Source organism: Demequina sp. (assembly GCF_047975725.1).
Classification (GTDB): domain Bacteria; phylum Actinomycetota; class Actinomycetes; order Actinomycetales; family Demequinaceae; genus Demequina.
In genome coordinates this window covers 1-18,388 of sequence record NZ_JBKEED010000028.1, presented here as the reverse complement: position 1 = coordinate 18,388, position 18,388 = coordinate 1, and the positions used below count along the sequence as shown (strand labels likewise).

19 protein-coding genes are annotated in these 18,388 nt (G+C 67.8%); 12 read left to right on the top strand and 7 right to left on the bottom strand.

Translation table 11 applies throughout. The features are described 5' to 3' along the window. Positions 1-40: 40 nt before the first annotated feature. The 3 genes from ACK5NO_RS10165 to ACK5NO_RS10155 form a co-directional block, all read right to left on the bottom strand. Entirely contained in the window at positions 41-664 is a 624-nt protein-coding gene (locus tag ACK5NO_RS10165) for a TetR/AcrR family transcriptional regulator (RefSeq protein WP_416812562.1), read from the bottom strand. 78 nt (positions 665-742) lie between these two features. Then, positions 743-1,483, bottom strand: coding sequence for a hypothetical protein (locus tag ACK5NO_RS10160; protein ID WP_416812561.1), 741 nt, complete (start codon positions 1,481-1,483; stop codon positions 743-745). A gap of 102 nt (positions 1,484-1,585) precedes the next feature. Beyond that, a complete protein-coding gene (locus ACK5NO_RS10155) occupies positions 1,586-2,647 on the bottom strand; it encodes an NAD-dependent epimerase/dehydratase family protein (RefSeq protein WP_416812560.1) in 1,062 nt (353 codons plus the stop codon). A 125-nt stretch (positions 2,648-2,772) separates the two neighbouring features. Between ACK5NO_RS10155 and ACK5NO_RS10150 the strand changes: the two genes are divergently transcribed. Further along, a complete protein-coding gene (locus ACK5NO_RS10150; protein ID WP_416812559.1) occupies positions 2,773-3,381 on the top strand; it encodes a PadR family transcriptional regulator in 609 nt (202 codons plus the stop codon). Further along, complete coding sequence (locus tag ACK5NO_RS10145) at positions 3,378-4,877, top strand: DHA2 family efflux MFS transporter permease subunit (RefSeq protein ID WP_416812558.1); 1,500 nt, start codon at positions 3,378-3,380, stop codon at positions 4,875-4,877. Before ACK5NO_RS10150 ends, ACK5NO_RS10145 begins: the two co-directional genes overlap by 4 nt. A 35-nt stretch (positions 4,878-4,912) precedes the next feature. On the opposite strand, the gene ACK5NO_RS10140 is transcribed toward ACK5NO_RS10145, so the two are convergent. Together ACK5NO_RS10140 and ACK5NO_RS10135 are read right to left on the bottom strand one after the other, a co-directional pair. Then, positions 4,913-5,416, bottom strand: coding sequence for a GNAT family N-acetyltransferase (locus tag ACK5NO_RS10140; protein ID WP_416812557.1), 504 nt, complete (start codon positions 5,414-5,416; stop codon positions 4,913-4,915). Positions 5,417-5,504: 88 nt separating this feature from the next. Then, positions 5,505-6,488 carry a quinone oxidoreductase family protein gene (locus ACK5NO_RS10135; RefSeq protein WP_416812556.1) on the bottom strand — a complete coding sequence of 328 codons (984 nt, stop codon included), beginning with the start codon at positions 6,486-6,488 and terminating at the stop codon, positions 5,505-5,507. Between the two features lie 65 nt (positions 6,489-6,553). On the opposite strand from ACK5NO_RS10135, the gene argC reads away from it, so the two are divergent. The 8 genes from argC to argH are packed head-to-tail and all read left to right on the top strand — an operon-like array spanning position 6,554 to position 15,034. Further along, positions 6,554-7,603, top strand: coding sequence for an N-acetyl-gamma-glutamyl-phosphate reductase (gene argC / locus ACK5NO_RS10130; protein ID WP_416812555.1), 1,050 nt, complete (start codon positions 6,554-6,556; stop codon positions 7,601-7,603). Continuing rightward, positions 7,600-8,775 (top strand): bifunctional glutamate N-acetyltransferase/amino-acid acetyltransferase ArgJ, encoded by a 1,176-nt coding sequence (argJ, locus tag ACK5NO_RS10125; protein ID WP_416812554.1) that lies wholly within the window; start codon positions 7,600-7,602, stop codon positions 8,773-8,775. Before argC ends, argJ begins: the two co-directional genes overlap by 4 nt. Beyond that, on the top strand, positions 8,772-9,689 hold the full coding sequence (gene argB, locus ACK5NO_RS10120) for an acetylglutamate kinase (protein ID WP_416812553.1): 918 nt from the start codon (positions 8,772-8,774) through the stop codon (positions 9,687-9,689). Before argJ ends, argB begins: the two co-directional genes overlap by 4 nt. Then, a complete protein-coding gene (locus tag ACK5NO_RS10115; RefSeq protein ID WP_416812552.1) occupies positions 9,686-10,930 on the top strand; it encodes an acetylornithine transaminase in 1,245 nt (414 codons plus the stop codon). Before argB ends, ACK5NO_RS10115 begins: the two co-directional genes overlap by 4 nt. Continuing rightward, the gene (gene argF / locus ACK5NO_RS10110) at positions 10,927-11,856 is read left to right on the top strand and encodes an ornithine carbamoyltransferase (protein WP_416812551.1); all 930 of its coding nucleotides are present in this window, start codon (positions 10,927-10,929) and stop codon (positions 11,854-11,856) included. Before ACK5NO_RS10115 ends, argF begins: the two co-directional genes overlap by 4 nt. Next, positions 11,853-12,344 carry an arginine repressor gene (gene argR, locus ACK5NO_RS10105; RefSeq protein ID WP_416812550.1) on the top strand — a complete coding sequence of 164 codons (492 nt, stop codon included), beginning with the start codon at positions 11,853-11,855 and terminating at the stop codon, positions 12,342-12,344. The genes argF and argR overlap by 4 nt, the downstream gene beginning before the upstream one ends. A gap of 36 nt (positions 12,345-12,380) precedes the next feature. Next, a complete protein-coding gene (locus ACK5NO_RS10100) occupies positions 12,381-13,583 on the top strand; it encodes an argininosuccinate synthase (RefSeq protein WP_416812549.1) in 1,203 nt (400 codons plus the stop codon). Between the two features lie 2 nt (positions 13,584-13,585). Beyond that, positions 13,586-15,034, top strand: coding sequence for an argininosuccinate lyase (gene argH / locus ACK5NO_RS10095; RefSeq protein WP_416812548.1), 1,449 nt, complete (start codon positions 13,586-13,588; stop codon positions 15,032-15,034). A gap of 4 nt (positions 15,035-15,038) precedes the next feature. Here argH and ACK5NO_RS10090 read toward each other — a convergent pair whose 3' ends face one another. Beyond that, positions 15,039-15,503: a YbaK/EbsC family protein gene (locus tag ACK5NO_RS10090; protein ID WP_416812547.1), complete on the bottom strand. Its 465-nt coding sequence runs from the start codon at positions 15,501-15,503 to the stop codon at positions 15,039-15,041. Between the two features lie 22 nt (positions 15,504-15,525). Between ACK5NO_RS10090 and ACK5NO_RS10085 the strand changes: the two genes are divergently transcribed. Both ACK5NO_RS10085 and tyrS read left to right on the top strand, forming a co-directional pair. Further along, the gene (locus ACK5NO_RS10085; RefSeq protein ID WP_416812546.1) at positions 15,526-16,101 is read left to right on the top strand and encodes a uridine kinase; all 576 of its coding nucleotides are present in this window, start codon (positions 15,526-15,528) and stop codon (positions 16,099-16,101) included. Between the two features lie 228 nt (positions 16,102-16,329). Further along, positions 16,330-17,589, top strand: coding sequence for a tyrosine--tRNA ligase (gene tyrS / locus ACK5NO_RS10080; RefSeq protein WP_416812545.1), 1,260 nt, complete (start codon positions 16,330-16,332; stop codon positions 17,587-17,589). A gap of 596 nt (positions 17,590-18,185) precedes the next feature. Here the strand turns inward: tyrS and ACK5NO_RS10075 are convergent. Then, positions 18,186-18,388, bottom strand: a 203-nt coding sequence (locus ACK5NO_RS10075) for a hypothetical protein (protein ID WP_416810999.1), incomplete at its 5' end; no start/stop codon positions are given.

Genomic DNA, 18,388 nt, shown 5'->3' with positions numbered 1-18,388 from the left:
TTGCGACGTCGCGCCTGCGGGGCGCGGGTGAGGCCTGTGGTTAGTGACGATCGAGTCTGGCTTCGACGGATTCAGTGACGGCAAGCGCACTGTCCCAGGCCAGGCCAGCGCTGGTGAGGGCATAGGTGAGGGCGAGCCTGCGGCCGTCGCGGGGGTCCACGGAGCCGTCTGCGACTCCGGACAAGCAGGTGAGGACAGCGTGTTCGACGAGCCATGCGACGGTGCTCTCGGGCAGATCCGCGCGCATGGCTCCGGCCCCTGCGCCACGCGAGATGGCGTCCCCGAGCAGGACCCGAACCGGGTCGAGAATCTGCTCGACCTCACTGCGCAGTTCTGAACGCATCCACAGGGGGGTGAAGTTCGCCACCGGAGCCTGGTCATCCCAGATCCGAGCGAGCAACAACGCCACCTGTTCCGCGGGCGTACCGTCCTCCATCACGGCGGCCGCAGCAATGCGTTGCGCTCCGCGAATCACCGCGGCGGTGACCAGGGCATCGCGCGTGGGAAATCGGGACTTGACATCGCGCGGGTCGGCCCCGGCGCGGGAGGCGACGCGCTCGAGGGGCGCGAGGCGATCGTGGCCCAGGACTTGGACAGCGGCATCGAGGATGTCGTCGTCAGAGGCCGCGGTGCCGGCGGCACATCCCGAACGCCAGCGGATCATGCGATTCCTCCGAAGAGCCACGTGCGCACAGCGCCTCCTGAGAGTGAGGGGTGGGGCCTTCCCCAAGGTTACGCCCGCCTACAGCCCGCACAGTTCTCCCGAGGTCCCGCCCTCGAGCGAGACGCCCCAGGTGATCTCGACCACATACCCGTCCGCGACATCGAACACGTAGTAGTGGTCGGCCGCTTCTTCGACCACCCACTGGATCCGTGGCCCGCGTGAAGGATCGTCCTGCCTGACCTGGGTCGCGGCGGGGAAGACGGCAGGGACATCGTCCGCAAGGGAGCCGATCGAGATTCCTTCTGCGGTTGCGGGCATCTCGTGAGGCGGCGCCTTCGCGGGGTCGCCCTCGTAGATCATGCGGAAAAAACGAATGGGGGAGTCAGGGTCGCTCGGGTCGGTGATGGCTTGGATGAAGAGCCCGTCGGACTCGACCAGCGTGGCCACCCACGGACACTGGCGTTCTCCCACCACCGCCGTTCCAGGTTCGGCGGCTGCGGCTTGCGTGAAGGTCATCCCCACGCAGATCGCGCCAAAGCGGTGACTGTCGACGGCGACAAAGTCCCAGTCGGTCAGGGCGTCGGAATCGGGGCATTCGAGCCCTGCCGGAGATGCCTCCGCGTCGACCGACGGGCCCAAGACGCCGGTCGTCGGCAAGGAGGTGTGCCCAGGAGTGGCGGGAGGTGACGGCTCGGCCGGAGTTCGCGGAGGCAAGGGGTTGTCGGTTTCCGAGGGGCCCGTGGGAATGCACGCGGTAGCACTGAGCACGATCGCGGTCGCGATCCCTGCCCGCGTGATTGCGCTGCCCCTTCGGGCCATCGCCACCCCCGGCCTGCCATGGGCGCCGCCCCCACGGAGCCCTGACCCCACGCTAGTGCAGCGGGCGCGGTTCGTCCTGTTTGCCCGGCCGTGGCGCGCTGGTCAGGCCCGGGGTGCGCTTGCCGCTGACTTCGCCAATGCGTCGCGGTAGATCCCCGCGATGCGGTCAAGCACGGCGTTGGCCTCGTGGTCGACCGTTTGGCGCGCAGGGTCCGCCTCGAACCAGGCGATCGCCTCCTCGATTCCCTCAGCGAAGGGGATGCGTGCGCGCCAGCCTGGGACGAGGGTCTTGATGAGTGTGGTGTCGTATGCCGCGGGGTGCATCTTGTCGCCGTAGATCGATCCTGACTGTGAGGGGGCGGCTGCCACGAGCGCATCGGACGGCACACAGAGGCGCTGGCGCTCGTATTGGGCGGCGCTGATGCCTGCCGCGTGAGCGAGCGTGGCGTAAATCGCGTTCCATGTCAGCGCCTCGTCGGAGGTGATGTGGACCGCGACCCCGAACGCTGCCGTGAGGCCGAGCAGTTCGGCAAGAGCGCCCGCGACGTCCCGGGCATGGGTGACGGTCCACAGGGACGTGCCGTCGCCAGGGACGACGATGTCCTTGCCACTGCGCATCCGGTCGATGATGGTCCACGGGTGGCGCGAGTTGCCCGTGTAGGCGGGGATCTTCGACGGCCCGTAGGTGTGGGCCGGCCGCACGATGGTGAAGGGAAGTCCCACCCGGGCCGCTGCCGTGCGCAGCGCCTGCTCTGCCGCCTGCTTGAGACGCGCGTACTCCCAATGCGGGTTGTCTTGCGCCGTGGACTCGGTGAGGAGCTCCAGCCGGTCGGGAGTGCGGTAAGAGGCGCCCGTCGCGATGAGGACGTAGTGGTCGGTGAGTGCTGCGAAGGTCTCGACATCGTGCTCGACGTGCTCGGGGCCGAAGGCCACGAACTGCACCACCGCATCGAAGCGGGTGCCCGTATCGAGCGCATCTGCCAGAGCGGCGCGCAACGCCGAGGGGTCGGTCGCATCGGCGTGGATCACCTGCGCAGTCGCCGGTGGTGGAATCGCGCCCGAGCGCCCTCGGTTCACCATCGTGACCTGGTCGCCGCGTGCGGTGGCGATGCTCGCAAGTTCCGAGGAGATAAGTCCGGTGCCGCCGATCAAGAGGATGCGCATGGGCTCAGGGTAGCCACGCGGTGACGCGGCCGTCGGCGCGGCCACGACCTTCCATGGTCCATCTCGAATACTCCATGTGGAATACTGGCGACTGTCTCACCGCTGGCCGATCCCAAGGAGCCACCATGTCACGAACCCTGACGCCGCTCGAGCTGAGCGCCCTCGCGTTGCTGACGGAACGGCCTATGCACCCCTACGAGATGATCCAGCTCCTCCGGCAACGCGGCCAGGACGAACTCGTCAAGGTCCGTACCGCGAGCCTGTACCACGCGGTCGAGCGCCTGCTCAAGGCTCGGCTCGTGGCGGACCTCGGAGTTGACCGTGAGGGCAAGCGCCCCGAACGCACCGTCTACCGCATCACGAGCGCAGGCCGCAGCGCCGTTGAGGTGCAAGTGGTTTCATGGCTGCGGGAGCCTCCGCGCGAGTTTCCGGTGCTGCCGCTGGCCGTCGGCGAGGCACACTTCCTGAGCCGCGAACAGATCGCCGATGCGCTGGCTGAGCGCCGTACGGCCGTCCAGGACGAGCGGGACCGCCACGAGCGCCACCGTCGCGCGGCCGTCGCCAAGGGTGTGCCGCGACGGATGCTGCTGGGCAAGGAGTTCGTGGCCCAGTGCCTCGACGCGGAACTCGCCTGGATCGATTCCGTCGTTGCCGATCTGCACTCGGGCGAGCTCGATTGGGACCAGCCCTACCTTCACCCCACCCCCAACGTCTCCGAGAAGGGACAACTGTGACCGCCGCCCCCGCGCGCACCATCGACGCGCCTGCCGACCTCAACCCATGGCCCGCGCTGTGGGCGTTGATGATCGGCTTCTTCATGGTCCTCATCGACGTCAACATCGTGTCGGTCGCCAACCCCTCGATTCAGGCCGCCACAGGGTCGGGGACCACTGAGGTGTTGTGGGTGACGAGCGCGTACCTCCTGGGTGCCGCGGTGCCGCTGCTCATCACCGGGCGGCTGGGTGACCGGTACGGACCCCGGCGCTTGTACCTGGTGGGGCTGGTGGTGTTCACCGCCGCGTCGCTGCTGTGTGGTCTCGCTGAGGCGCTGCCGGGTTCGGCCATCGCCAACCTCATCGCCGCGCGGGCAGTGCAGGGGCTCGGTGCGGCCATGATGGGCCCGCAGACGATGGCCATCATCACGCGGATCTTTCCTGCGGCCCGGCGCGGCAGCGCCATGGCGCTGTGGGGTGCGACGGCCGGAGTGGCATCGCTGCTAGGCCCCCTTATGGGCGGCGTCCTTGTCGACGGTCCGGGCTGGGAGTGGATCTTCTTTGTCAACGTCCCGATCGGGGTGGTGGCCTTCGTCGCCGTCAGGCGCCTGGTGCCGACCCTGCCCACCCACTCCCACGAGTTCGACTGGTGGGGTGTCGTCCTGTCGGCGCTCGGCATGACCCTGCTGGTGTTTGGCATTCAGGAGGGCGACACCTTGGGGTGGAGTCCACTCGTGTGGGCCTGTATCGGAGCCGGTGCGCTCGTCCTCGCGGTCTTCATCTGGATGCAGTCGCGTCACCGCGGCGAGCCGTTGCTGCCGCTCGGGCTATTCCGGGACCGCAACTTTTCGCTGGCCAACGTTGCCATTGCCCTCGTGGGCTTCGCGATCACCGCCCAGTTCATCCCCATCGTGTACTTCTTGCAGACCGCTCGTGGACTGAGCCCGACACAGTCGGCGCTCATGACCATGCCGATGGCCATCGCGTCCATCGTGCTGTCGCCCGTGGCCGGCCGGCTCGTCGATCGCATGCACCCGCGCCTGCTGGCGGTTCCCGGCATGGCCCTCAGCGGCGCGGGACTACTCACGTACGTGGCCATGATGTCCTCCGAGCTGCCCGTCCCGTGGCTGCTCGTGCCTGCGGCGCTCGTTGGCATCGGCAATTCGTTCATGTGGGGACCGATCTCCTCGACGGCGACGCGCAACTTGCCCATGCGTGACGCGGGCGCGGGATCGGGGGTCTACAACACCATGCGGCAGGTGGGCTCGGCGCTCGGCTCTGCTGCCATCGCCACGCTCATGGCATCCCGGCTGTCGGCGACCATGCCAGCCGACGCATCGGCCGTCGTGACCGGTGACAGCGGCACCCTGGATCTGCCCACGGCACTCCACGAACCCTTCGGGCAAGCGATGGCGCAATCCTTGCTCCTGCCTGCGGCGGTGCTGCTCGTCGGGGCCGTGGTGGTCGCGTTCTTCCAGTTGCCGGCCTACCTCGCCCAGGCGCGCCAGGCATCGTAGCCAGACAGCCGCCCTGTGTGCGCTTGCGTCGCCGGTTAGGGCCCCACGGGGCGCGTGAGGAGTGCGACTCGCACGGTGCCGTCCTTCGTGTCCTGCTCCGCGACCTTGCGGAAGCCCAGGTGCTCGTGAAAGGCGATGGACCGTTCGTTGAGGGGGCGCAGGTTGACTTCTGCCGTGACCTCGGTGGCGCCGCGCTCGCGGGCGCGCTCGTAGACGGACTCGTACATGGCGCGACCCACGCCAGTGCCGCGCGCGCTCGCGCCGACGACGATCCGGTCGATGTACTGGTGGCGCGTTCCGCGTTCCTCGAACCAGCGGTAGTTCTCGGACTCGTAGGGCCGGCCGCCGCCCAAGCTGAGCAGGAAGGCGATGACGCTGCCGTCTCGGCCCAAGGCCACGAGGGCGACGTCGCACCATCCCACGAGCGTGCGCATCTGATCCTCCGTGAGGGTGTTCACGGCCGGGTGGGCGTCGGTGTTGAGCGCGAGTACCTGGGCCAGGTCTGACTCGCGCATCACGCGCATGCGCAGGTTCTGCATGCGCTTATTGTGCCGCGCCCAGATGTCAGGTGGGTATCGCTTTCGCGTCGCGAACGTGTCAGCCCGCATGCGCAAGGGCGGGAGGGCGTCAGGGAAGGAGCAATACCTTGCCCGAAGTGCCACGGCTCTCGAGAGCCCGATGCGCATCGGCCGCCTGGTCGAGGGGGTACGTCGCGCCCACCCGCACGTTCAGCTCGCCGGAGGCGACAGCTGAGAACACCTCACCCGCGCGCCACGCCCGTTCCTGCTCCGTGCGCAGGTAGTGCCCCATCGACGGTCGCGTCACGAAGAGGGAACCGCCGGCGTTGAGGCGCTGAAGGTTGAAGTCCGGTACCTGTCCCGACGCGCCTCCAAACAGCACCAGCATGCCGCGCACGGCGAGCGAGCCAAGGGAGGCGTCGAACGTCGCCGCGCCCACCCCGTCGTAGACCACATCGACACCGTCGCCGTTCGTGAGTTCCCTCACCGCGGCGGGTAGATCGGCGCTCAGATCCGGCATCTGGTCGTATCGCAGCACGGCCGATGCGCCCGCGGCTCGCGATAACGCCTCCTTCTCCTCGGTAGAGACAGTCGTGATGACGCGCGCGCCACGCGCGCACGCGAGTTGCGTCAGGAGTAGCCCCACGCCGCCAGCCCCGGCGTGCACGAGCGCAGTGTGCTCGGGACCCAGGCGAAAGGTCGACGATGACAGGAAGTGCGCGGTCAAGCCCTGCAGGGTGACGGCCGCCGCAGTGCGCAGGTCCACAGAGTCCGGCACGGCGTAGAGCGCGTGCGCGGGGACGGTCACGCGCTCGGCGTAGGAACCGAGCGACGAGCACCACGCGACGCGGTCGCCCGGTGCGAATCCCGTCACGGCGCCGCCCACCTCCGCGACGACGCCAGAGCCCTCGAGTCCTGGGGTGAACGGAAAACTCACGGGGTACACGCCGGAACGCTGGTAGGTGTCGATGAAGTTGACGCCCACGGCCGCGACGTCGACGAGCACCTCGCCGGCCAGCGGCCGCGGCTCGGGGGCGTCGGCGATCTGCAGGACCGAGGCGTCCCCGGGGTGGCTGGCGACGATGGCACGCATGAGGGCTATCGTGGCATGACGCGCCGATGCGATGTGTGCCTGATCATTCAGAAGTCTGTATAGTTATGCACATGGCACTCAAGGTCGCAGTCTCTGGAGCCTCCGGATATGTGGGCGGCGAGGTCTTGCGTGTGTTCAGCGAGCATCCGGACGTCGAGTTCGGCGCGCTGACGGCGCATTCCTCCGCCGGTGACGCATTGGGGGTGCACCAGCCGCACTTGCGCAGACTTGCCGAACGGCAGATCGTCGGCACGGACGCCGAGACGCTCGCGGGGCACGACGTGGTGGTGCTCGCCCTGCCACACGGGGCCAGCGCCGAGATTGCCGCGCAGTTGCCGCCCGAGACGCTCGTGATCGATTGTGGCGCGGACCACCGGCTCACCTCCTCTGAGGCGTGGGCGGAGTACTACGGGGGAGTCCACGCGGGCACCTGGCCGTACGGCATGCCCGAGCTCATCACGGGCGAAGGGCGCCAGCGCGCCGCGCTCGAGGGCGCCCGCCGCGTGGCGGTTCCCGGCTGCAACGTCACCGCCGTCACCCTGGGCCTGCAGCCCGGTGTGGCCGCAGGCGTCATCGAGCCTTCAGACCTCACCGCTGTGCTCGCCGTCGGCTACTCCGGCGCGGGAAAGAAGCTTGCGACGCACTTGCTGGCCTCCGAGGGGCTGGGCGCGGCGAGTCCGTACGCGGTCGGTGGCACCCACCGCCACATCCCCGAGATCATCCAGAACCTCGAAGCAGCGGGAGCTCAGGACGTGCGCCTGAGCTTTACCCCCACCCTGGTGCCGATGGCGAGGGGCATCCTCGCGACCATGACCGCTCCTGTGGCCGCGGGTGTCGACGAGGACCAGGTGCGCGCGGCGTGGGTCAGTGCCTACGCCGACGAGCCGTTCGTCCACGTGCTGCCCGAGGGGCAGTGGCCCACCACCGCAGCGACACTCGGCGCGAACACGTGCCTGGTGCAGGTGGCGGTGGACCGCAAGGCAGGCAAGGTCGTCGTGGTTTCCGCACTCGACAACCTCGTCAAGGGCACCGCGGGAGCCGCACTTCAGTCCATGAACATCGCGCTGGGGCTCGACGAGACCGCCGGCCTGCAGATCCAGGGAGTCGCACCGTGAGCGTCACCGCAGCACAGGGATTCGTCGCCTCGGGCGTCGCGGCGGGCTTGAAGTCCACCGGCGCCAAGGACGTCACGGTGGTCGTCAACGACGGTCCGCTCAAAGTCGCCGCGGGGGTCTTCACCACCAACCGCATCGAGGCCGCGCCCGTGACGTGGTCGCGCCAGGTCGCCTCCGACGGCCGCGTGGACGCGGTGGTGCTCAACTCCGGTGGCGCCAACGCCTGCACCGGACCAGAGGGCTTCGCCGACACTCACCACACCGCAGAACACCTCGCCACCCAGCTTCAGGCCACCGGTCGCGACGTGGGCCCCGGCGACGTGGTGGTCTGCTCGACCGGCCTCATCGGCGTGCGGCTACCCATGGACTCCTTGCTCGCAGGCGTCGATAGCGCCGTCGCGTCGCTCGACGCGGAAGGCGGCCAGGCGGCGGCCGAGGGCATCATGACCACCGACTCCGTGCCCAAGCAGGCGGCCTTCCACGGCGACGGCTGGACCGCAGGCGGAATGGCCAAGGGCGCTGGCATGCTCGCGCCCGGCATGGCGACCATGCTGTGCGTGGTGACGACCGATGCGGTGGTGGACCCCGCGACTGCCAAGGCAGCTCTCGCATCGGCCGTAAGCCGCACGTTGAACCGCGTGGACTCCGATGGCTGCATGTCGACCAACGACACCGTCGTGTTGATGGCATCGGGTGCCAGCGCCGTCTCGCCGGAGGCGAGCGCCTTCGAGGCGCGCCTCACCGAGGTGCTCGCGAGCCTGTCTCGCCAGCTCGTGGCAGACGCTGAGGGCGCAAGCCACGACATCGCGGTCACCATCGTCAACGCGACCACGGAGGCCGCCGCCGAGGCGGTGGCGCGTGCCATCACGCGGTCCAATCTGTTCAAGGCCGCCATCTTTGGCAACGACCCCAACTGGGGTCGCATTATCGCCGCAGCAGGCACCGTGCCTGAGTCCGTGGCGCCGTTTGATCCGCGCACCATCGACGTGAGTGTCAACGGCGTTCAGGTGTGCCGAAACGCAGGCGTGGGCGATGACCGCGACCTTGTCGATCTCACGGGCCGCGAGGTGCTGGTGGAGGTCGACCTCAAGGCCGGCCACGCGAGCGCCACCATCTGGACCAACGACCTCACCCACGACTACGTCCACGAGAACAGCGCATACTCCTCATGAGCCACGACATCGACTATCCCGATCTGACCCCCGCCCAGAAGGTGGGCGTCCTCATCGACGCCATGCCCTGGATCGAGTCCTTCAAGGGCGCGATTGTCGTCGTGAAGTACGGCGGCAACGCCATGATCGACGACACCCTCAAGGCTGCCTTCGCGCAGGACATCGTGCACCTGCGACTGCTGGGTCTTAAGCCCGTGGTCGTCCACGGTGGTGGCCCTCAGATCTCGGACATGCTCGGCAAGCTTGGCATCGAGTCCGAGTTCAAGGGAGGCTTGCGCGTGACCACCCCCGAGGCGATGGACGTGGTGCGCATGGTGCTCACGGGCTCCGTCTCGCGCGAGATCGTGGGCCTGATCAACGACCACGGCCCGCTCGCCGTGGGCTTGTCGGGGGAGGACGCCGGCCTGCTCCAGGCCAAGCGTCGCCACGCAGACATTGACGGCCAGCCCGTCGACGTGGGCCAGGTGGGCGACGTCGTCAAGGTCAACCCCGCAGCCGTCGAGGACATCGTGGCGGCCGGGCGCATTCCCGTGGTCAGCACCGTGGCCCCGGACATCGACGACCCCACGACCGTGCTCAACGTCAACGCCGACACGGCCGCGGCGGCCATCGCCGTCGCCCTGCGCGCGCGCAAGCTCATCATGCTCACCGATGTCGAGGGCCTGTACGCGAACTGGCCCGACCGTGACTCGCTGGTGCGCCGCATCCACGCGACCGATGTGGAGAAGTTGCTGCCCAGCTTGGCCTCCGGCATGGTGCCCAAGATGGAGGCCTGCCTGCGTGCGGTGCGGGGCGGCGTGCCCCAGGCGCACATCATCGACGGCCGGGAACCGCACTCGATCCTGACCGAGATCTTCACCTCCTCCGGCATCGGCACGATGGTGCGGCCCGACGATGTGGACCTCTGGGCATGAGCGACCTCACGACGCACGGCGAGGCGGGCCTCGCGAAGGGCGCAGTCGACCTCCAGCGCTACGGCCACGCGCTCATGGGCACCTTTGGAGTGCCGATGCGCGTGCTGGCCAGGGGAGAAGGCTCCTACGTGTGGGACGCCGACGGCAATCGCTACCTTGACCTGCTCGGCGGCATTGCAGTCAACGCCCTCGGCCACGGCCACCCCGCGTGGGTTGAGGCGATCGCGACGCAGGCCGCCACCCTGGCACACGCGTCGAACTTCTTTGCGACCGAGCCGCAGATCGCGCTAGCCGAGCGGTTGCTCGACCTCGCGCAGGCTCCGACCGGATCGCGAGTGTTCTTTGCCAACTCGGGCACGGAGGCCAACGAGGCCGCCCTCAAGATGGCTCGCAAGACCGGCAAGGGCACGATCATCGCGCTCGAGGGCGCCTTCCACGGGCGCTCCACCGGCGCCCTTGCGATCACACACAAGGAGGCGTATCGGGCGCCCTTCGCGCCGCTGATCGGCACGGTCGTGTTCGTGCCCGCGAACGACGAGGATGCCCTGCGCGCCGCCGTCGCTGAGCACGCGAGTGACTTGTCCGCGATCTTCCTCGAGCCCATCCAGGGCGAGGCCGGCGTCAAGCCGCTCACCCACGCCTACCTTGCGCTCGCACGCGAGCTGACGCTGCGCCACCAGGCGCTGCTGGTGCTCGACGAGGTCCAGACGGGCGTGGCGCGCACCGGCGCGTGGTTCGCCTACCAGCTCCACGGGATCCAGCCCGACGTCATGACCCTCGCGAAGGGTCTGGGCGGAGGGTTCCCTGTCGGCGCCGTCATCGCCTTTGGTGCACACGCGGGCGCGTTGCTGGGCAAGGGAGACCACGGCTCGACCTTTGGTGGCAACCCGCTCGCCGCGGCCGCCGCGCTCGCGACGTTGCGCGTGATCGAGGACGAGCAGCTCATCGCCCACGTCAAGGCCGTGAGCGCGCACCTGCGTGAGCGGCTCGAGGCCATCCCTGGTGTGGTCGAGGTGCGTGGCGAGGGCCTGTTGCTCGGCATCGGCCTGGCGACCCCCGCATCGGCCGAGATTGCTCAGGCCGCCGTGGCGGCCGGCTTCATCGTCAACCCGCCCAGCCCGGACACGCTCCGGCTGGTGCCCGCGCTCACGCTCACGACAGCGGAGGCGGACACGTTCGTGGCGTGGCTGGAGAGCCACGCTGCCCATCACCCCTTCACCGGCGAAGGAGAGACCACATGACCCGCCACTTTCTGCGCGACGACGACCTGAGCCCCGCCGAGCAGCGCGAGGTGCTTGAGCTCGCGCTCGCGCTGCGCAAGGACCGCTACAAGGTTCAGCCGTTCGTGGGCCCCAAGGCGGTCGCAATCCTGTTCGACAAGCACTCGACGCGCACCCGCGTGTCCTTTGCGACGGGCGTCGCGGAGCTCGGCGGCTTTCCCCTCGTGCTTGACGCTGCCCAGTCGCAGATGGGGCGCGGCGAGACCGTCGCCGACACCGCACGGGTGCTCGAGCGCCAAGTGAGCGCGATCGTGTGGCGCACCTACGGCCAGGAGCGCATCGACGAGATGGCGGCGCATTCCTCCGTGCCCGTCGTCAACGCCCTGACCGACGAGTTTCACCCGTGCCAGATCCTGGCCGACCTCGCTGCCGTGGCCGATGCTCGCGGCTCGGTGTCCGCGCTCGCAGGGCTCGACTTCGCCTATGTGGGCGATGGCGCCAACAACATGGCGCAGTCGTACTTGCTGGGCGGGGCGACGGCAGGCATGCACGTGCGCATCGGCACCCCCGAGGGGTACCTGCCCGATGCCGAGGTGGTTGCCAAGGCCGAGCAGATTGCCGAGTCGACTGGCGGCTCCATCACGGTCACGCACAGCCACGATGAGGCCGTCACCGGCGCAGACGTGATCGCGACCGACACCTGGGTGTCCATGGGCGACGAACTGCAGGCGGCCGACCGCGAGCAGGTGTTCGTGCCGTTCCAGGTCAACGCCCGCTCGCTCGAACTGGCGGCCCCCGGAGCCCATGTCCTGCACTGCCTGCCCGCGTATCGCGGCAAGGAGATCACCGCATCGGTCATCGATGGCGAGCAGTCGCTCGTGTGGCTTGAGGCGGAGTACCGCTTGCACGCCCAGAAAGCCATCCTGAGTTGGCTGGTGGAGCGATGACGCATACCATCCCCGCGACCAAGGCCGCCCGCCAGGCGCTCATCAAGCGTCTCATCGAGGCCGAGCCCATTCACTCGCAGGGTGAACTCGCGGTGCGGCTCGAGGCCCAGGGCATTACCGTCACGCAGGCGACGCTGTCGCGCGACCTCGTGGATATTGGCGCCGTCAAGGTGCGCGCCCCGCACGGTGGGCACGTCTACGCCACCTCCGACACCATGTCGGTGGGGGAGGACACGGAGCAGCGGCTCACGCGCCTGTGCGGAGAGCTGCTCTTCAGTGCCGACGGTTCCGCCAATCTCACCGTGATCCGCACGCCTTCGGGAGCGGCGCAGTACTTCGCGAGCGCGATCGACCTCAACGACGACCCCGACATCCTCGGCACCGTCGCGGGCGACGACACTCTCATGATCATCACCCGCGACCCCCACGGGGGTCAGAAGCTAGCCCAGAAGTTCCTGGAACGGGCCGCGCGCCCCGCCCAGCAGTAACGCATCTCACCACCATTACCGAAAGAAGCACTCGACATGACTGACAGGGTTGTACTCGCATACTCAGGCGGACTGGACACCTCCGTCGCGATCGGCTGGATCGCCGACGCGACCGGTGCGGAGGTCATCGCGGTGGCCGTTGACGTGGGCCAGGGCGGCGAGGACCTCGACGTCATCCGTCAGCGCGCGCTCGACTGCGGTGCGGTGGAGGCCTACGTGGCCGACGCCCGCGACGAGTTCGCCGAGGAGTACTGCATGCCTGCGCTCAAGGCCAACGGCCTGTACCAGGACAAGTACCCGCTGGTGTCGAGCCTGTCGCGTCCCGTCATCGTCAAGCACCTGGTCGCCGCCGCGCGCGAGTTCGGCGCCACCACGGTCGCTCACGGGTGCACGGGCAAGGGCAACGACCAGGTGCGCTTCGAGGTGGGCATCACCTCCAACGCCCCCGAACTCAAGTGCATCGCGCCGGTGCGTGACCTCGCGCTGACCCGTGACAAGGCCATCGAGTACGCGGGCCGCCACCAGCTGCCCATCGAGACCACCAAGTCCAACCCGTTCTCGATTGACCAGAACGTGTGGGGCCGCGCCATCGAAACCGGCTTCCTCGAGGACATCTGGAACGCGCCCACCAAGGACGTCTACAACTACACCGACGACCCGGCCTTCCCGCCGGTGCCCGACGAGCTCGTCATCGCCTTCGAGCGTGGCATTCCCGTCGCGATCGACGGCCAGGCGGTCACCCCGCTCCAGGCCATCGAACAGCTCAACAAGCGCGCAGGCGCCCAGGGAATTGGACGCATCGACATCGTCGAGGACCGCCTGGTGGGCATCAAGTCCCGTGAGGTCTACGAGGCTCCCGGCGCCATCGCGCTCATCGAGGCACACCGTGAGCTCGAGAACGTCACCCTCGAGCGCGAGCAGGCCCGCTTCAAGCGCGGCGTCGAGCAGAAGTGGGGCGAGCTGGTTTACGACGGCATGTGGTCCTCGCCCCTGAAGAAGTCGCTCGACACCTTCATCGACGACACCCAGGAGTACGTGTCGGGCGAGGTGCGCCTGGTGCTGCACGGTGGCCGGGCCACTGTGACGGGCCGTCGCTCCGACACCGGCCTGTATGACTTCAGCCTCGCGACCTACGATGAGGGCGACGCGTTCGACCAGTCGGCCGCACGTGGCTTCATCGAGATCTATGGCCTCGCCGCCAAGCAGGCCGCCGCGCGCGAGGCGCGCCTGAAGGGATAAGGATGTCCGAGCAGCAGTCCGGCGCCCACGGGGGCGCCACCGTGGAAGGTGCGCTGTGGGGTGGCCGGTTCGCCGGCGGCCCGGCCGATGCGCTGGCGGCGTTGAGCAAGTCGACCCAGTTCGACTGGCGTTACGCCGACGACGACCTTCGCGGTTCGATCGCGCACGCGCACGCCCTTCAGCGTGCCGGACTGCTGTCTGACTCCGAGACGGCCGCCATGGTGGACGCGCTCGAGGTCATGCGCCAGGACAACGCGGCTGGCAAGCTCGCCCCCGCGGAGTCAGACGAGGACGTCCACGGTGCGCTTGAGCGCATCCTCATCGAGCGCATCGGCCCTGAGGTGGGTGGAAAGTTGCGTGCGGGGCGCTCGCGCAACGACCAGATCGCGACGCTGTCGCGCATGTATCTGCGCCGTCACGCACGGGTCATCGCCTCCGGCGCTCTCGACGTGGTCGATGCCCTGCTGTCGCAGGCGGACCGTCACCTCGACGACCCGATGCCGGGGCGCACACACTTCCAGCACGCGCAGCCCGTGACCGTGGGCCACCACCTGCTGGCGCACGTGTGGCCCCTGTTGCGAGACGTCGAGCGCCTCACGGACTGGGACGCCCGTGCGGCCTTCTCTCCGTACGGTTCAGGTGCGCTGGCCGGTTCGACGCTCGGTCTCGACCCTCAGGGCGTCGCAGACGAACTCGGCTTTGTCGGTGCGTGCGAGAACTCCATCGACGCGACCGCGTCGCGTGACGTGGTCGCGGAGTTCCTGTGGGTCTCGGCGATGCTTGGCGTCGACCTTTCCCGCATTGCGGAGGAGGTCATCGCGTGGGCGACCGTCGAGTTTGGATTCGCGGGCCTCGACGACGCGTACTCCACCGGGTCGAGCATCATGCCCCAGAAGAAGAATCCGGATATCGCGGAACTCGCTCGCGGCAAGGCCGGTCGCCTCATCGGCGACCTCACCGGCCTGCTCGCGACTCTCAAGGGCTTGCCGCTGGCGTACAACCGCGACCTCCAGGAGGCCCACGAGCCCGCCTTCGACGCCGTCGAGACGCTTGAGGTGCTACTCCCGGCCTTCGCGGGCATGATGCGCACGCTGGTGCTGCACACCGACCGCATGGCGGCGCTCGCTCCGGCGGGTTTCTCGTTGGCGACCGACATCGCCGAGTGGCTCGTCAAGGAGGGCGTGCCCTTCCGCGAGGCACACGAGGTCGCAGGCGCTTGCGTCCGCCTGTGCGAGAAGCGCGGCAAGGAACTCCACGAACTCACCCCGGACGAGCTCACCGCGGTGCACCCGCGCCTTCACGAGCGCGTGCTGACCGTGCTTACGGTGCCGGGGTCACTCGCCGCCAGGGACGGCGTGGGCGGAACCGCACCCGCTCGAGTGCTCGAGCAGGGCAAGGCCGCACGCGCACGGGTCAAGCACTTCCGCCCGTGGGCTTCGGCAGCGTCCTGACGCCCTAGACGACGGCGACCTCGGTCGCCCCTGTGAGGTCGCGCAAGTCCTCATAGGAGATCTCGAACACCGATGCGGGGATCCCTGCGGCCGCCCACAACTCGCCGTGCTCGGCGAGCTCGGTATCGAGGTACGTCGGTAGCGGTGCGGGGTGGCCGACGGGCGCGACACCGCCGATGGGCTGACCCGTAGCCGCGCGGACTTCCTCGGGAGTGGCGCGCCCGACGGCTTCGACGCCGATTCGCCTGGCAAGCGCGTCGGTGTCGACGCGGTGCGCGCCTGAGGTGAGCACCAGAATCGGGCCCCGCTCGGTCATGAAGACGAGCGAGCTGGCGATCGCCCCCACCTCACACCCGAGAAATGCCGCGGCTTCGGCCGCGGTGTGGGTGCCCGTGGTGAGTTCGCGGACGCGGCCGTGGAGCCCCGCAGCCTCGAGCGCATCGGTCACCTTGCGAACGTTCGCGTGCATCTGGCTACCGTAGCCTTGCGGCGTGCCCCATGCCTCGGTGACATCGATCCTCGACGTGGCACGTGCATCGGCCCCACGCCTGGGCGGCACGCGCCTGATCCTTGTCGACGGGCCCGCCGGTGCCGGCAAGACGACGCTCGCAGGCAGGATTGCGCGGGCAATCCCAACGCTCGACACACCTGTACAAGTGCTGCACGCCGACGATATGTACGAGGGATGGACTGGCCTGGACACCTTGTCGGACGTGCTGGTTGTTCAGGTGTTGCGGCCGCTGTCCCGTGGCGTCGACGGGCGGTTTCGCGTGTGGGACTGGGCGACGTCCTCGCGCGCAGGCGAGGTGGTGGTGCCCCCAGGTGAGTTCCTCGTGGTCGAGGGGGTCGGGGTGGCCATGCGTGCGGCGCGCCCCTTCGCCGCGTGCGTGGTGTGGGTGGACGCGCCCGCGGACCTGCGCCTCGAGCGCGGTATCGCGAGGGACGGCGAGGCACTGCGCCAGGAGTGGGTGCGGTGGCAGCGGGGAGAGGCCGAGCACTTCGAACGCGACGGCACTCAAGCGGCCGCACACCTCCTCGTCGACGGCACTGCGAGCCTTCTGGACTGACACTGCCAGGCATGTCGCTGTGAGGCTTCTGAGAGGACTCTCAGATGGAGGCGCATAGCGTCGTAACTGTCGCTGAGCATGCGACACCTCGAGTCGGTTGGACCCCTCGCAAGACGTCCACCCCTCAGCGCCGATTCGTGATTCGGTCCGCATGCTCAGCGACATTTCTGTGTCCTGCGCGCAGCGATGACAGGGCAAGGCTCGGAGACTGGCACAATGGCAGGCACCATGACAGAGCACATCCTCGACGAGCTCGCCTGGCGCGGGCTGATCTCTCAGACCACTGGTGAAGATGCGCTGCGCACGCACCTCGACGAGGGACCGATCACGCTCTATTGCGGGTTCGACCCGACCGCCCCCAGCCTTCACCACGGACACCTGGTGCAGTTGGTGCTCCTTCGTCACCTTCAACTCGCCGGTCACCACGTCCTGCCGCTCGTCGGCGGAGCTACCGGCATGATCGGCGACCCGCGTATGTCGGGCGAGCGGGTGCTGAACACCAAGGAGACGGTCGCTGAGTGGGTGGAGCGCCTGCGCGCCCAGATCTCTCGATTCCTGGACTTCGAAGGGGACAACCCTGCAGTCATGGTCAACAACCTTGACTGGACCGGAGAGCTCAGCGCGATCGACCTCCTGCGTGAGGTGGGCAAGCACTTCCGCCTGGGCACCATGATCGCGAAGGACACGGTCGCGCGACGCTTGAGCTCCGACGAGGGCATCAGCTACACCGAGTTCTCGTACCAGGTGCTCCAAGGCAACGACTTCCTTGAACTGCACCGTCGTCACGGCTGCTCGCTGCAGACCGGTGGCAACGACCAATGGGGAAACCTGCTCAGCGGCGTCGAACTCGTGCGCAAGGCCGAGGGCACCACGGTGCACGCGATGACCACGCCTCTCATCACGAAGGCAGACGGCACCAAGTTCGGCAAGACCGAGGGTGGGGCAGTGTGGCTCGCGCCTGACCTGATGTCGCCCTACGCCTTCTACCAGTTCTGGGTCAACACGGACGATGCCGACGTCGTGCGGTTCCTCAAGATCTTCACGTTCCTTGATCGCGACGCCATTGCCGCGCTCGAGGAGTCGGTAGCGAGTGAGCCCTTCGCTCGCAAGGCCCAGCGCACCTTGGCGTGGGAAGTCACCGCCTTGGTACACGGCAAGCAAGCGGCCGATGCGGTGGTCGTGGCATCGCAGGCATTGTTCGGCAGGGGAGAGTTGGCTTCGCTCGACGCCGCGACCCTTGACGGTTGCGCTTCCGAGTTGGGCGGTGTGGAAGTGCCCGCCGGCACCACCGTGGTCGATGCGCTCGTGTTGGCGGGGATCGTGGCCTCGAAGTCTGACGCGCGTCGCGCAGTGCAGGACGGCGGCGCATACGTCAACAACGTCAAGGTGGACTCCATCGACGCCACTGTCGACGGGAGCTCAGCCCTCGCAGGCGGTTGGTACGTACTCCGCAGAGGAAAGAAGTCCGTGGGATTGGTGAGGGTCTAGAACCTCACGGGAGGCCCCTGGGGACAGTCGACAGGCTGTTACCAGGGGCTTTTCTTGTTCCTGGGCCGCGACACGCCCGGGTGTCACGCGATTTGACGTGAGGTGCGCGTGACCGTAATCTCTTCCTCGCTGCCAACGAAGGAAGCGCTCCACGGAGGACTGAACAAGGCCACGTGGAGCCCCAGAAGACAGCTCCTCACCCAAGCCACATTCACGGTCGCCAGCGTGCGTCCGGTGGCGTAGGATAGGGAGTCCTGCGGATCTAGCCCGGGAAGGACACGCCGAACAGGCGGGTTTGACCTGGACTGCGAAACAGGGTAAGTTAGACGGGTTGCCCTGGACAGGGTCGACAGAAATGCGAATCGCCAAGAATGGCGATTTGACAAGTCGAAAATGGCCAGGTAACTTCTACTGGTTCCCAACGCCGGGATCGAAATTCAGAAATGCAAATCAATGCTAGACTGAATGACGAGAACAGCGGTCAGATCGCAAAACAAGCCGATTTGACATGGTGGAAATCAGGCAGTAGATTTAAATGGTTGCCCCACACGAGGCCCGGAAGGGTTGAGTGAGGTGCGCGTCCGAACCTTGAGAACTCAACAGTGTGCCACATAGTCGATGCCAAAAATCTCCGGCGTCACAGCGATGAATGTCGTTGGGATGCAGGATTCCTTTGGTTGACAACGAAATGTCAGTGACATTTTGTTCGAAGCTGGAGATTGAACGGCCTCTTTGGAGGCTACTTCGTAGTGTATGTGAAACGGCCTTTCGGGGCTGGTTTGCTGATAATCATTTATGG

Bases quoted from the DNA above. Each gene is read 5' to 3' on its own strand.
- argH (WP_416812548.1), top strand. From the start codon at position 13,586: ATGTCCGAGCAGCAGTCCGGCGCCCACGGGGGCGCCACCGTGGAAGGT.
- tyrS (WP_416812545.1), top strand. From the start codon at position 16,330: ATGACAGAGCACATCCTCGACGAGCTCGCCTGGCGCGGGCTGATCTCT.
- ACK5NO_RS10135 (WP_416812556.1), bottom strand. From the start codon at position 6,488: ATGCGTGCCATCGTCGCCAGCCACCCCGGGGACGCCTCGGTCCTGCAG.
- ACK5NO_RS10115 (WP_416812552.1), top strand. From the start codon at position 9,686: ATGAGCGACCTCACGACGCACGGCGAGGCGGGCCTCGCGAAGGGCGCA.
- ACK5NO_RS10090 (WP_416812547.1), bottom strand. From the start codon at position 15,503: ATGCACGCGAACGTTCGCAAGGTGACCGATGCGCTCGAGGCTGCGGGG.
- argB (WP_416812553.1), top strand. From the start codon at position 8,772: ATGAGCCACGACATCGACTATCCCGATCTGACCCCCGCCCAGAAGGTG.
- ACK5NO_RS10140 (WP_416812557.1), bottom strand. From the start codon at position 5,416: ATGCAGAACCTGCGCATGCGCGTGATGCGCGAGTCAGACCTGGCCCAG.
- argR (WP_416812550.1), top strand. From the start codon at position 11,853: ATGACGCATACCATCCCCGCGACCAAGGCCGCCCGCCAGGCGCTCATC.
- argC (WP_416812555.1), top strand. From the start codon at position 6,554: ATGCACATGGCACTCAAGGTCGCAGTCTCTGGAGCCTCCGGATATGTG.
- ACK5NO_RS10150 (WP_416812559.1), top strand. From the start codon at position 2,773: ATGTCACGAACCCTGACGCCGCTCGAGCTGAGCGCCCTCGCGTTGCTG.
- ACK5NO_RS10100 (WP_416812549.1), top strand. From the start codon at position 12,381: ATGACTGACAGGGTTGTACTCGCATACTCAGGCGGACTGGACACCTCC.
- ACK5NO_RS10155 (WP_416812560.1), bottom strand. From the start codon at position 2,647: ATGCGCATCCTCTTGATCGGCGGCACCGGACTTATCTCCTCGGAACTT.
- argF (WP_416812551.1), top strand. From the start codon at position 10,927: ATGACCCGCCACTTTCTGCGCGACGACGACCTGAGCCCCGCCGAGCAG.
- ACK5NO_RS10165 (WP_416812562.1), bottom strand. From the start codon at position 664: ATGATCCGCTGGCGTTCGGGATGTGCCGCCGGCACCGCGGCCTCTGAC.
- ACK5NO_RS10160 (WP_416812561.1), bottom strand. From the start codon at position 1,483: ATGGCCCGAAGGGGCAGCGCAATCACGCGGGCAGGGATCGCGACCGCG.